The sequence below is a fragment of the Candidatus Symbiobacter mobilis CR genome, from assembly GCF_000477435.1.
GTDB lineage: Bacteria > Pseudomonadota > Gammaproteobacteria > Burkholderiales > Burkholderiaceae_C > Rhodoferax > Rhodoferax mobilis.
Genome location: NC_022576.1, coordinates 2,715,989 through 2,729,205 on the forward strand (window position 1 = coordinate 2,715,989; position 13,217 = coordinate 2,729,205).

The following is a 13,217-nucleotide window of genomic DNA, read 5'->3' on the forward strand; positions in this document are numbered from 1 at the left end:
GGCGGGGCGGCTAGATGGCGCGGCGAACCATCAATTCCTTGATCTTGCCGATGGCTGCGGTCGGGTTAAGCCCCTTGGGGCAGACATCGACGCAGTTCATGATGGTCGTGCATCGGAACAGGCGATAGGGGTCTTCGAGGTTGTCCAACCGCTCGGAGGTGGCTTCGTCGCGGCTGTCTGCAATGAAACGGTACGCCTGCAAGAGGCCTGCCGGGCCGACGAATTTGTCAGGGTTCCACCAGTACACCGGGCAGCTTGTGCTGCAACTGGCGCATAGGATGCACTCATACAGCCCGTTGAGTTCTTCGCGCTCTTCGGGGCTTTGCAGGCGTTCCTTTTCCGGCGGGCGCGTGTCGTTGATGAGGTAGGGCTTGATCGAGTGGTATTGCTTGAAGAACAACGTCATGTCCACGATCAGGTCACGCACCACGGGCAAGCCGGGTAGAGGTTTGAGGACGATCGTCTCGGGCAGGGTGCGTAGGTTGACCAAGCATGCCAAGCCGTTTTTGCCGTTGATATTCATCGCATCGGAACCGCATACCCCTTCCCGGCACGAACGGCGGTAGGAGAGGGTGGGGTCGATGGCCTTGATCTTGACGAGCGCATCCAGCAGCATGCGTTCGGTGCCATCAAGCTCGACTTCGAGCCGCTGCATATAGGGCTTGGCGTCGGTATCGGGGTTGTAGCGATAAATTTGGAAGACGCGTTTGGCCATTTGTGTACTCCGTGGGCGAACCCGAATCAAAACGTGCGAACTTGTGGGGCGATGGACTCAACCGTCAAGGGTTTCATCTGCACTGGTTTGTAGCCCAGGCTATTCGTCGCGCTGTGCCAAAGCGTATGTTTGAGCCAGTTCGCATCGTCGCGCCCGAGGGGACATTGGGGGTCATCCGCAGGCCGGTCGTAGTCGCGCACGCTGTGCGCGCCCCGGCATTCGTGCCGGGCTGCGGCAGACACCATCGTGGCCTGGGCCACTTCGATCATGTTCTGCACTTCGAGCGCTTCGACGCGCTCCGTGTTGAACACGCGGGATTTGTCCGTCAGCGAGAGTGCCGAGACACGATCGCGAATCTTGGCGATTTTTTGCACGCCTTCGTCCATGCTTTCCTGCGAGCGAAACACGCTGGCATGGCTCTGCATCGTATTGCGGATGTCGTCGGCAACGCGCTGGCAGTATTCGCCGGACTTGTTGCTCTCCAGCTTGTTGAGCCGTTCGAGCGAATTGTCTGCGGCATTGGCAGGCAAGGGTTTGTGCGACTCTTCGCAATGGTGTTCGCCAATGATGTGCTTGGCCGCCGCAAAACCGAAAACAACGAGGTCGAGCAAGGAGTTGCAGCCGAGGCGGTTCGCACCGTGGACGCTGACGCAGGAACATTCCCCCACCGCATAGAGGCCGCGTACCACTTCTTGCGTGCCGTCCTTGCCGGGAACGACGACTTGCCCGGTAATGCTGCTGGGGATGCCGCCCATCTGGTAGTGGTTGGTCGGAACGACCGGAATGGGTTCGCGGGTGATGTCCACGTTGGCGAAGTTGTGGCCGATTTCCAAGACCGAAGGCAGGCGTTTGCGGATCGTGTCCTCGCCCAGGTGGGTCATGTCGAGGTTGATGTAGGCCTTGTTCGGGCCGCAGCCACGGCCTTCCTTGATTTCCTGATCCATGCACCGGGAAACGAAGTCGCGCGTGGCCAGATCCTTGTAGCCGGGGGCATAGCGTTCCATGAAACGCTCGCCGTTGCAGTTGCGCAGAATGGCGCCTTCCCCACGGCAGCCTTCGGTCAGCAGAACACCCGCGCCGTAGACCCCCGTCGGGTGGAATTGCCAGAACTCCATGTCTTGCAGCGGGATGCCTGCACGGGCGGCCATCCCCAGCCCGTCGCCGGTATTGATGTAGGCATTGGTCGATGCGGCGTAGATGCGACCCGCACCCCCCGTAGCCATCAGCACGGCTTTGGAATGGAGGATATGGATGTCGCCGGTTTCCATTTCCAGCGCAGTGACCCCTACGACGTCGCCCTCTGCATTGCGGATGAAATCCAACGCCATCCATTCGACGAAGAAGTTGGTTCTGGAACGCACATTCTGCTGGTACAGCGTGTGGAGCATCGCGTGCCCGGTGCGGTCCGCTGCGGCACATGCGCGTTGAACGGGTTTTTCACCCCGATTGCTGGTGTGGCCGCCGAAAGGGCGCTGGTAGATCGTTCCGTCGGGGTTGCGGTCGAAGGGCATCCCGTAGTGCTCCAGCTCGTACACCACCTTGGGGGCCTCGCGGCACATGAATTCGATGCTGTCTTGGTCACCCAGCCAGTCGCTGCCCTTGACGGTGTCGTAGAAGTGGTAGCTCCAGTTGTCCTCGTTCATGTTGGATAGGGAGGCCGCGATCCCACCCTGTGCGGCAACGGTGTGGGATCGGGTGGGGAACACTTTGGAGAGGACCGCCACGTTCAAGCCGGCACTGGCCAGCAGCAGGGAAGCGCTCATCCCGGCACCGCCGGCGCCGACGACGACCACGTCAAACTTGCGTCGGGAAACTTTGGAAGCAGTAAACATGATGAAGGGGGGACTGGGTTGACTGGGTTATTGACGGGGTTAACTAGGGACAGGAATGCAACACAAAAAAGCTCACAGCGCGATCACAGGCGCCACAGCACTTGGATAGCCCAGCCAGCGCAGGCGACGAGCCACACAATGGCGAACACGTGCATGACGAAGCGCACCCCATAGGGTTTGACGTAGTCCATGAAGACATTGCGCATGCCGACCCAGACGTGGTAAAGCAGCGACAAGATCACCACGAACGTCAGGGACTTCATCCATTGGGGGGAGAAGATGCCTGCCCACAGCTCGTACCCGATCTCGCCGGATTTCAGCAGGAGCTGGCCCAGAACGAGGAAGGTGAAAACCAGCATCACGACGGAAGTGACCCGTTGTGACAACCAATCACGTATGCCGTAGTGCGCGCCGACGACGAGACGGTGGTGGCCGAAATTGATAGACATAAAGCTGCTCCTGGGAACGTTCAACAAAAGATCAATACAAACCGAACAGCTTGGCGCCGAGCAATACCGTCAGGCTTAACGTCAACACCAGCACCACGGCGGCGGTCTGCCTGCCGAAATCCTTGCTGATCTGGTGGTGGTGGGTATCCATCCAGAGGTGGCGCATCCCGGCGATCAGGTGATGCAGGGAAGCCCAGATCAACCCCAGGCACGCCAATTTCCACATCCACCCCGGAATGCCCAGAATGCCCACCTCGAAAACGGACTTGAACCGGGCAAAGGAAATTTCCGAAGTCAACGAATGGTCGAACATCCAGATGATGAATGGCATCAGGAAGAACAGAATGGCCCCGCTGACGCGGTGCATCCCGGAGGCCAGGGAAGCGAGCGGCCAGCGGTACCCCACGAGGCTGGGGAATTCGATGTTGCAGAACTCGGGTTTTGCGCGAGGGCGTGCAGGATCGGACATGAGCAGATTCCTGGTAAGAGGAAGGGAATCGGAAGGGGGGATCGGCTGGTGAAGAATTCCCTGCGGGGTGCCAGCCTTCGGGGCATTCTATTGCATGGGCATTTTGGCGCTTGCTACGTACCAAATTTGTGTTTTTATTGCTTGTAATGCATTGATTCGCATACCGTATTGGTGGTGCTACCCGCAACATGTCCATTACGGCCCAGGTGCAATGCGTGGGGGATACACTGCTTTGGCGGACTCGCTGCGCAGGCGTTGGATCGTGCGCCTGCCGGGTGGTTGTGCGATTGCCTTTGGTGGCAGACCTTTTACGTGCCTGCGGTTCGCGCCTTTTCCCTTTTCCTCATCAACTTTGGAGCCATCCTATGAGCAAAAAGCCTGTTCGTGTCGCCGTCACCGGTGCTGCCGGCCAGATTGGTTATGCCATCCTGTTCCGCATCGCTGCTGGCGAAATGTTGGGAGCGGATCAACCGGTCGTGTTGAGTCTGCTCGAAATCCCCAATGACAAAGCGCAGCAGGCGATGCAGGGCGTGATGATGGAATTGCAGGATTGCGCCTTCCCCTTGCTGGCAGGCATGGAAGCGCACAGCGACCCCCAACAGGCGTTTCGCGATGTGGACTATGCGATGCTGGTCGGTTCGCGCCCGCGTGGCCCGGGCATGGAGCGCGCCGAGTTGCTCAACATCAACGGTCAGATTTTCGTCGGGCAAGGCAAGGCGCTTAATGCCGTTGCGAGCCGGAATGTACGGGTGCTTGTCGTCGGCAATCCAGCCAACACCAACGCCTATATTGCGATGAAGAGCGCTCCCGATTTGCCTCGCCGCAACTTCACCGCGATGCTGCGCCTCGACCACAACCGCGCTTTGAGCCAACTCGCGGCCAAAACGGGCAAGCCGGTCAGCGAGATCGAAAAAATGGCCGTCTGGGGCAACCACTCTCCGTCGATGTACGCAGACTATCGTTTTGCGAACGTTGGTGGCCAGAGCATCAAGGATTTGATCAACGACCACGACTGGAACGTCAACACCTTCCTGCCAACCGTAGGCAAACGTGGCGCTGCAATCATTGCAGCACGCGGGGTTTCTTCAGCGGCTTCCGCAGCGAACGCGGCGATCGACCACATGCGTGACTGGGTGCTCGGAACCCAGGGGAAATGGGTCACGATGGGTATCCCCTCCAATGGCGAATACGGCATTCCCCAGGACACGATGTTCGGGTTCCCCGTCACCTGCGAGAACGGCGAATACAAGGTGGTCGATGGGTTGCCTATTGACGAATTCAGCCAGGGTTGCATCGACAAAACCCTGCGCGAATTGCAGGAAGAACAGGCAGGCGTGGCGCACTTGGTCTGAAGACGGCCCCCTTGTTTGCCGCAGCGCTGGACGTGTAGCCCGCGTTGCCCAAGGAGGCGCCCACTGACTGGCTTGGTGGGCGTCGGTCAAGGATGTAGCCATTGGCGCAAGACGGAAATCAATTCGTCGAGCTTGAGCGGCTTGGCTAGGTATTCATCCATGCCAGCGGCCAAGCAAGCCTTACGGTCGTTGTCGAACGCGCCGGCCGTGAGAGCGATCACTGGCATTCTGGGTTGGGTAGTGGCGGCTTCCCACTCGCGCAGCTTGACTGTTGCCGTGAAGCCGTCCATCACCGGCATCTGGCAGTCCATCAACACGGCATCGAAGCGGGGGGCGGATGCCAAGGTATCCAGCGCCACTTGTCCGTTGTCGACGCACACGATCTCTGCCCCTTGTTGTTCCAACAGCATCCGCACCACCATCGCGTTGATGGCGTTGTCTTCGACCACCAGCAGGCGTTTGCCTTGCAGGATGGAAGCACTGGCACTGCCATCGGTTGCAGCGTGAAGGTTGCTTGCGTGTGACGTGCGCTGCGCTTCCTGCGCTTTCTCGGCAGTCGCACGCACGCGGAACCAGAATGTCGAGCCTGTACCGACCACGCTCTCCACCCCGACCTCGCCACCCATCATCGTCGCCAAGCTACGGATGATGGATAACCCCAGGCCCGTCCCTGCGTACTTCCGCGTATGCGAGCCATCGAGTTGAGAAAAAGGCTGGAAGAGTTGCGGCAGCTTGTCTTCCGGAATCCCGATGCCGCAGTCGGAGACGGAAAACTGTAGTACCGCTTCGTTCTCGTTGCGCTGCACCTCGCTCGCCGCCAGACGGATCGTTCCCCGCTCGCTGAATTTGATGGCGTTGCTGACCAGATTGGCAATCATCTGCCGCACCCGCCGGGCATCCGCCAGGTACGTGGCGTTGGCCGGTCCATCCCAGTGGGCTTCTATGTCCAGACCTTGCTCGTGCGCCATTTCGCGGAACAGGGTCTTGACCTCATCCAGCAATGGTTGGGGGGCAAACGATTCGTGGAGCAATTCGATACGGCCGGCCTCAACTTTCGATAGATCAAGGATGTCATTGAGCAAAGTCAGCAGCGACTGGCCGGAATGGAGGATGATGCGGGCAAATTCCAGCCGCTCGTTGTCGGAGAGGTGGGGTCGCAGTAGCAGTTGCGCCATGCCGAGGATGCCGTTCATGGGTGTGCGAATCTCGTGCGACATGGTGGCCAGAAAGATCGACTTGGCTTGGCTGCTCGCCTCCGCCGCCTGTTGCGATTCGACCAGCGCGTGCTCTTTCGCCGCAATCGCTGCACGCATATCGGCGAAGGCGCGGGCCAGTTGGCCGATTTCGTCCCGCGAGGCTGTGGGCAGATCCGCGCCGAAATCCCCTTCGCTCATACGCTGCGCCGCTGTGACGAGTTGGCGTGCCCGTCGTCCCAGCAATACATCAAGGAAGACGGCAACCGCGATAGCGATGAGCAAGAAACCCGCAGTGATGATCGACGCGGAGATCCAGGTTTTGCGGGTTTCGGCCTGGAGGATGACGGAAAAGTCCGTGACGAGATCGATCCGTCCCAATAGGGTATTGTGTTGCGTGATCGAGTGCTGCAAGCGGTCTAAGTGACCGACGGAACCGAGGGACGGTGGGTCGAGCGGATACAGAATCAGGCCGGAGCCATCGGTCAAAACCAGTGATTTCCACTCAGATTGCCGTTCGAGAATGGCATCGAGCACTTCGTGGATGGCGCCGATTTGGTTCTGCTGCAAGAACGGGGATAGGGCGTCGCCTAGCGTCACCAGGTGATCTTGCATGGCCCGATGTTCGCGTTCGAGCAACCTTTGGACCTGCCAGGGATGCCAGAGTAAAACGAGGACAGCATCCCCGACCAGACAGGCCACCGCCAGGATGACCAAAACTTTGACTCGCAGCGACATGGAAAAAACTGCCGGGCAATGCGTTGACGAAACAGGGCTAATGTCGCTGAGCCAAGAACAAGCAAAAGCTCATTGGGCGCTGGCCATAGCCGGGTGAATGCGGCGAGGGCTGCCTTGCATAAAAAACCAACCTGTGGAAAACAACCTGTGCAGGAGCCTACCGAACCAGGTTCTTAGTCGCCGCCCTGGACGTAATACTGCTCCAAGCCCCAACCAGTGATTTCTTCATAGTCCTCGGCCGAGGCAGCCACGATCTGGCTGATCGGAACTGGGGACAGCAAGGCGCGCCCCTCGGGGGTGGTCCCAAGATCAAGGAAGGCTTGGCGCAGTTTCTCGCGGTCGGCTGCGGGGACCCGTCCGTGCGCCATGACCGGATGCGGAGCGATACGACGGGTTTCGTAGATCACTTGCAGCTTGTCGCGCACGGATGGTGGCTGCTGCAGCAGTGTGGACATTACCCCGCCCGCCGCCGCAACTTTGCCCAAGGCAGCGTTAAGGTATGCCGAGGTATGCGTCTGTGCCCAGACGGGTGTGAAAACCAGCTTGTGCAGATGTTCGAGATCCGCACGCATCAGCAGTGAAGCGCCGATGGCATTGGGCGCGGGAAAGGCAATCGACTTCCCCTCCAAGTCTTTGATCCCTTTGATCGGCCCGTCCTTTGCGGTCACCAGAATGCCAAACAGTTTTTTCCCACCATCGCGAACCAGCGGCACATATTTCTGCGTGCGGGCGGCGATGAGCGAGTGGTAGGGATTCATGTAGGCGAAGTCGTAGTGTCCGGCCTCGAATTCGCCCTCGAAATCAGGAATGCGCGCAGCCCCGACCATGACCAGCTTGAACCCGGTACGTCGTTCAAGCTCCGCCAGGATCGGCACCCAGATCGACGCCAACTTCCGAGGCTCAAACTGCGGTACGACACCGAATTTGTATACGGGCTGAGCACCAGCGAATGGGCTGAGGAAGGCGAGACAGACGACGAGGAAAGGCATCACCATCCCCCAAGCCACGCGATGCAAGGAACCGAACTGCATCCCACAAAAGCGCTGATTCATCGTCCTGCTCTCCTTGGTTCATGTGTCTTCGATCACGCTTTTTGGATTGTCGTCCTCTTCGCGGTGTGCATGCGTCACCGTTACAACCAAGCAATATCACTGGGTCGCAAAAAACGCTGTCGCCCCCCCACTACCCCAACGCCCGCAAACATTGCCGTTCGTGCGCCGGGCCGGTGTTGGGTGGGATGGCTTCTGCGCCGAGGCGCAGGCCGTAGTGCAGGGATCGGCGTTCTGCTTCGAGCATCCATGCGCACATGCGGGATAACTGCGCTTCACGCTGTGGGTGTGGTTACCGGAACAGGGTCGGCTCAGTGTCAAAGACCTGTAGTGCAAGGCACAGGAATACACGAATATCAAGCGAAAGACTCCGTCGAGCGAGCCGACTTGTAGCACCGCCCACTGCGGACTCGCATGGTGGGTGGTGTGGGAGCTGGGATGTAGAAACTTCTGACTACCCGATGGGGTGGTTTTTTTTTTGGCTCTACTGTTGCGGAGTTAAAACGCACCAATTTTTCCCAATCAATATCTCCATTATCTTTGCAATAGATGTTTGCAAAATCTTTGGTGAACTTGTTAATCATCTGAGAATACGATTTTACAAAATCATCATTTTTTTCTTTGGCATTATGCCCAAGTGGCTCGATGATTTCCGTAAATAATTCACTGTCTCCAGATATAAAATCCCAAAATTGTTGCCCACAATACTTAAAATAATCTCCTTTATCTGGCTTGCCGTCCTTGTCATAACAGCAACCATTTACAGCAACGATGTTTAATTGCGAGTTGCTGGTTCTCAATGCTTTTTTAGCTGTCTTGAAGTCGGCAACCATTTTGGCTATTTGCGAACTATTTCCCCAATTAGGGCCTGATTTGATTGTTACAATATTTCTTATTCCATTGTTGTCAAATTCCAAGTCAATGCCCGTGATTCCAGATTTGCGACCGTCGTACACCTTATTGTTGATGAAAATGGCAAGTCCTTCCAGCCAATCGCCAAAAATGGTTTCCTCATTTGAAGATATATGCGCATCCACCAAACCTTTTATAATTTGTTCAGCAGTCAATACATATTTTGCCTTGAATAAATACGGATTTTTTCGTTTTAGAACTTGCGATAACTGTAATCCGTCAAGACTCTGAATTCGCTTCTCGTGAAAAGTCCCAATGTTTTTTTCAACGTACAGAGATACGTCTTTAAGGTTTAATTTTTTCATATTCCGCCTTTGGTTCAAATAGATATAACTCAATGGGCTGCAATTGCTTTTTCACCATTTCACAATACTCGGGAATAATATCGATACCTATTGAATTCCGTCTCATTCTGTTTGCGACAACTAACGTCGTTCCAGAACCCATAAACGGATCAAGAACCGTGTCATTTTCTTTTGTGAAAAGTTTGATAAACCATTCTGGCAGCTCTTCGGGGAAAGCCGCACTGTGATTCTTGTTGTTGCATTCAGTGGCTAAATGAAGAACATTTGTTGGGTATGCTTTATCTCTATCAAGCCAGTTTGAAATATTCTTGCCGAATCCACTGCCAACTTTTGAGTTATCACGGATTTTATCTGTTTCAGAAAGTTTCTTCAGTATTGAGTTTGCCCATTCTCCCATTGGTACCATTACTTCTTCCTGATACATATTAAATTTTCTATTTTTATTAAACTGAAGAAGTCGTTCCCATGCGTCACGGAAGCGATTGGGCCACTTTCCAGGATAACAATTTTTCTTATGCCAAATAAATTCTTCCGTCCATAGCCACCCTTGCTTACGCATTTCTATAATGAGTTCCATTACATAAGTACTGCGCTCACCTTCAACGACTTTTTCCTTGATGTTTAGGATAAAAGTGCCTGTTGGTTTGAGAACACGAAAAAGCTGTTCTGAAATAGGCAGAAACCAGTCTACGTATTCGTCATGATGAATACCACCGTATGTGCTTTTTCGCTGGTCTGCGTAAGGTGGTGATGTTACGATGAGATCAACTGAGTTATTCGGAATCTTTTTTAACTGTTCCTTACTGTTTCCGGTATATATTTCTGTAAATATTTCCATGTAGTGCCCACATTTTATTATCAATCACAAGGTTAAAACCACCGGCTTTAGCCGGTCAGCTTTAGCTACGCGAATAAGCCTCAAAAAAGGGGACGGCATGGATTATAGATACGGAAGTCATACAGTATTCCAGATAGAGTATCACTTTGTATGGGTTACGAAATACCGTTACAAGGTTCTGACGGGAGAAATTGGGGAGCGGGTCAGAGAGCTAGTGCGAGAAACATGTGAGGCATTTGAAATCAGGATTGTGAAGGGTGTGGTAAGTAAGGATCACGTGCATATCTTGGTAAGTTGCCCGCCGGTAATGGCACCAAGTGAGATTGTCCGGAGGCTGAAAGGGCGGACAGCAAGCAAGCTGTTGGAAGAGTTTCCACACATAAAAAGAGATACTGGGGACGTCACTTTTGGGCGAGAGGATACTTTTGTGCAACTGTAGGGCAGATGACAGAAGAAATGATTAAGAGCTACTTAGAACACCATTTTGAACCGAGGCAGAACGATGATTTCAAGATGGAGCCGGGCTAAAACGCGTCGTTCAGCCGACGCGTATCCGGACTTTCAGTCCGTAATATCAACCCACCAGCTTTAGCTGGTGGTTGTTGAGTGAAAGATTTATATTGTTTGTTATGCATCACGATGCTACCTAACACTCGAGTTTGGCGCGCGCCGCGTAGGGAAGGTCTGCATAACTCAGACGCTGATGTGCTACAGCGATGATTAGTGAGTATTTCGTTCCAACGCAACGCGCCCAAGAAAAAGGTGCCACCATCTTTGTTCGCCAATGAAGCGGTCATGCGTTCCAACTACCGCGCTGGCACCACCTGGGGCCTTCGCGGACACACCCCTGTCGCGCCTTCTACTGGAGAGCGTGTCTCTGTCCAAATGCTTTCGGCCATCTTCAGTGCATGCTCCACGTCGGCTCAGTCCATGCTGAAGTGCTCCTGCATTGCCTTCGACTGCTGATGAAGGATGCCACTCGGCCTGTTTTCCGGGTCGTCGATGGGTCTTCTATTCACAAAACATCGATTATCAATAAATATCTCGAATCTACCAACGGAAAGCTGGAAGTGCATTTCTTGCCGCCATACTGCTCTACAGCTCGATCCTGACGAGCAGGTTTGGAAAAATGTCAAAGCCCATGTAGCAAAATAATTGCAGAAAAATCGAGAATTATTATTTGGGACTGTATCTACGGCCCAATGTGGGCGCAGGATTTGCCTTCAATACAAAACACGGTGTGCGTTTGCCAGTGATTGGCGCCGCTCGCTGTCTGCATCAAATCAAGGCTATGAGCTGAGGGCCATGTTTGCCTGATAGTGCCTACAAAGCCATTGCGCATCATCACCCACTACCCCAACGCCAACACTCGCAAACATTGCCGTTCGTGCGCCGGGCCGGTATTGGGGGGGATGGCTTCTGCGCCGAGGCGCAGGCCGTAGTGCAGGGATCGGCGTTCTGCTTCGAGCACCCATGCGCACATGCGGGACAACTGCGCTTCACGTTGCGCGCTACCGGCGTGGCCGGGCAGACCTGTGTCGCGGGCATCAATCCAGAGTGCGGGGGAGGCCGCAGCGCTGTGGTCGCGGCTGACGAGTTCGCCGGTTTTGGCGGTTTTCTTCCACAGGATGGTTTTGAGGCTGTCACCACGGCGGTAGGGGCGCAGGCCGTCGGGATCGCCGAATCGGGTAGGGGTGCTGATCGAGCTGGCGGCTTCGTCGTCGTGGCTGCCGCCCGTGGGTAGCGCGGGGACAGGGCGTTCCGGCGCGGGGTAGACGAGCAACTGGCTTGCGGGCCGCAACGGCGCCCATGCCTCGAAAAACCCCAGCGGGAATCGCGTATGTACGCGCAAGACGGGCAGGCGTTGCCACCCACGGTGCGCGGGGATCATTCGCAACGTGACAGCGCTGCTGTCCTGGCGCGCCACGTCGATCCACGACGGCGCTCCATCCACCAGAGCCACGCCGACACCGTAGCGCCCCTGGGTGCTGGGGTTGTGCAGGGTGACGAGCAGGGATACGGCTTCGTTGGCAAAGGCTGCGTCCGGCACGGCGACGGAAACGACCATGCCGCGCAGCGTGGCATGGCAGGCCACCATGCCGACGGCGGTACATCCTCCGAGCAGAAAAGTGAGCAGATACCCCAGGTTGAGCTGGTAGTTGATCGACGTCACCAGCAGCACTAGCAGCGTCAGCCCCATCATCCACCCGGCCTTGGTCGGCAGGATGTAAATATTGCGGTGGGTCAGCGTGGCGCGATCCGTCGGGGGGAGCCTCGCTTCCCACCACCGTTCCCACTGCTGGTGCCAGCGGGCACGCATCTGGCGCAACGCCGCATTGGCGTCAAGGTTCCCTAGGGAATCCTGGGGCGTGGGCATCGGTGGCGCTCAGAAGATAGGGCTTAGGGGATCGGAACGGCTTCGACCATCGCACGCACCTGGTCACTGGCGCTGCGGCCGCTTTGCCCGGTGGGGATCAGCCTGTGCGCGGTGGTCTGCGCCAGGATGGCCTGCACGTCATCGACCGCGACGTACCCCCGCCCACCCAGATAAGCCTGTGCCTGCGCGGCGCGGAGCACGGCCATGCCAGCGCGGGGGCTAAGCCCTTGTATGAACCAGCTCCCGTCCCTCGTGGCGGCAAGCAGGCTTTGCAGGTAGTCGAGCAGGGCGTCTGAGACGTGTACTGTTTGCACGGCTTCCTGAAAGGTGCCCAGCTCCTGGGGGCCGAGCACGCTGGGCAGGGCTTCGAGCATGGAGCGGCGATCCTGCCCCTGCAAGAGGGCGCGCTCGGAAAGGCGGTCGGGGTAGCCCAGCGAGATGCGCATCAAAAAACGGTCGAGCTGTGATTCGGGCAACAGGTACGTTCCCAATTGGTCGTGGGGGTTCTGGGTGGCGATGACGAAAAAGGGAGCAGGCAAGGGCCGCGTTTCGCCTTCGATCGTCACCTGGCGTTCTTCCATCGCTTCCAGCAAGGCGCTTTGGGTTTTGGGGCTGGCGCGGTTGATTTCGTCGGCCAGCAACACCTGCGTGAACAGCGGCCCAGGGTGAAAAACGAACTGTTCTTGCGAGCGCTCGTACACCGCCACGCCAGACAAGTCACTGGGCATCAAGTCCGACGTGAATTGCACCCGTGAAAAGCGCAGCCCGAAAGTCCGGGCCAGCGCGTGCGCCAAAGTGGTTTTGCCAACGCCGGGAACGTCCTCGATGAGCAGATGCCCCCCGGCCAGCAGACAGGCCACGCAGTCGCGAATCTGGGCGGATTTGCCGACGATGATGGCGTTCAGCCGTTCGATAGCAGTGTGCAGGGAAGGGTGCATGGCATGCTCCGATGCGGGGGAAAGCGATTACGAATGGGTGCAATGGGTGC

Annotated in this window: 12 protein-coding genes and 1 pseudogene; 3 read left to right on the forward strand and 10 right to left on the reverse strand. The window is 56.5% G+C overall.

The features are described from left to right. Nucleotides 1-10: 10 nt before the first annotated feature. From CENROD_RS11100 to sdhC, 4 genes are all read right to left on the reverse strand, one after another. The gene (locus CENROD_RS11100; protein WP_022776414.1) at nt 11-715 is read right to left on the reverse strand and encodes a succinate dehydrogenase iron-sulfur subunit; all 705 of its coding nucleotides are present in this window, start codon (nt 713-715) and stop codon (nt 11-13) included. A gap of 26 nt (nt 716-741) precedes the next feature. Beyond that, nucleotides 742-2,547 carry a succinate dehydrogenase flavoprotein subunit gene (gene sdhA, locus CENROD_RS11105; protein WP_022776418.1) on the reverse strand — a complete coding sequence of 602 codons (1,806 nt, stop codon included), beginning with the start codon at nt 2,545-2,547 and terminating at the stop codon, nt 742-744. A gap of 83 nt (nt 2,548-2,630) precedes the next feature. Further along, nucleotides 2,631-2,996, reverse strand: a complete 366-nt coding sequence (sdhD, locus tag CENROD_RS11110; protein WP_022776421.1) for a succinate dehydrogenase, hydrophobic membrane anchor protein — start codon at nt 2,994-2,996, stop codon at nt 2,631-2,633. 31 nt (nt 2,997-3,027) lie between these two features. Beyond that, nucleotides 3,028-3,465, reverse strand: a complete 438-nt coding sequence (sdhC, locus tag CENROD_RS11115; RefSeq protein ID WP_022776425.1) for a succinate dehydrogenase, cytochrome b556 subunit — start codon at nt 3,463-3,465, stop codon at nt 3,028-3,030. A 365-nt stretch (nt 3,466-3,830) separates the two neighbouring features. Here sdhC and CENROD_RS11120 point away from each other — a divergent pair, with 365 nt between their 5' ends. After that, a complete protein-coding gene (locus CENROD_RS11120; RefSeq protein ID WP_022776429.1) occupies nt 3,831-4,817 on the forward strand; it encodes a malate dehydrogenase in 987 nt (328 codons plus the stop codon). Nucleotides 4,818-4,903: 86 nt separating this feature from the next. Here CENROD_RS11120 and CENROD_RS11125 read toward each other — a convergent pair whose 3' ends face one another. The 4 genes from CENROD_RS11125 to CENROD_RS11140 all read right to left on the reverse strand — a co-directional run bounded on the left by CENROD_RS11125 (nt 4,904) and on the right by CENROD_RS11140 (nt 9,852). Further along, entirely contained in the window at nt 4,904-6,748 is a 1,845-nt protein-coding gene (locus tag CENROD_RS11125; RefSeq protein WP_022776432.1) for an ATP-binding protein, read from the reverse strand. 173 nt (nt 6,749-6,921) lie between these two features. Continuing rightward, nucleotides 6,922-7,800: a phosphate/phosphite/phosphonate ABC transporter substrate-binding protein gene (locus CENROD_RS11130; protein WP_022776435.1), complete on the reverse strand. Its 879-nt coding sequence runs from the start codon at nt 7,798-7,800 to the stop codon at nt 6,922-6,924. A gap of 353 nt (nt 7,801-8,153) precedes the next feature. Further along, nucleotides 8,154-9,014: a PmeII family type II restriction endonuclease gene (locus tag CENROD_RS11135; RefSeq protein WP_022776440.1), complete on the reverse strand. Its 861-nt coding sequence runs from the start codon at nt 9,012-9,014 to the stop codon at nt 8,154-8,156. Further along, the gene (locus CENROD_RS11140) at nt 8,995-9,852 is read right to left on the reverse strand and encodes a DNA-methyltransferase (protein ID WP_022776443.1); all 858 of its coding nucleotides are present in this window, start codon (nt 9,850-9,852) and stop codon (nt 8,995-8,997) included. The genes CENROD_RS11135 and CENROD_RS11140 overlap by 20 nt, the downstream gene beginning before the upstream one ends. A gap of 97 nt (nt 9,853-9,949) precedes the next feature. Here CENROD_RS11140 and tnpA point away from each other — a divergent pair. Together tnpA and CENROD_RS14620 are read left to right on the forward strand one after the other, a co-directional pair. After that, nucleotides 9,950-10,380 (forward strand): annotated as a pseudogene (gene tnpA / locus CENROD_RS11145) (IS200/IS605 family transposase). A 296-nt stretch (nt 10,381-10,676) separates the two neighbouring features. Beyond that, nucleotides 10,677-10,964 (forward strand): transposase, encoded by a 288-nt coding sequence (locus CENROD_RS14620; protein ID WP_420795909.1) that lies wholly within the window; start codon nt 10,677-10,679, stop codon nt 10,962-10,964. Between the two features lie 239 nt (nt 10,965-11,203). Here CENROD_RS14620 and CENROD_RS11150 read toward each other — a convergent pair whose 3' ends face one another. Together CENROD_RS11150 and CENROD_RS11155 are read right to left on the reverse strand one after the other, a co-directional pair. Further along, nucleotides 11,204-12,229 carry a DUF58 domain-containing protein gene (locus CENROD_RS11150; RefSeq protein WP_022776449.1) on the reverse strand — a complete coding sequence of 342 codons (1,026 nt, stop codon included), beginning with the start codon at nt 12,227-12,229 and terminating at the stop codon, nt 11,204-11,206. Nucleotides 12,230-12,252: 23 nt separating this feature from the next. Next, nucleotides 12,253-13,167, reverse strand: a complete 915-nt coding sequence (locus CENROD_RS11155; RefSeq protein WP_022776452.1) for an AAA family ATPase — start codon at nt 13,165-13,167, stop codon at nt 12,253-12,255. Nucleotides 13,168-13,217 lie beyond the last annotated feature (50 nt).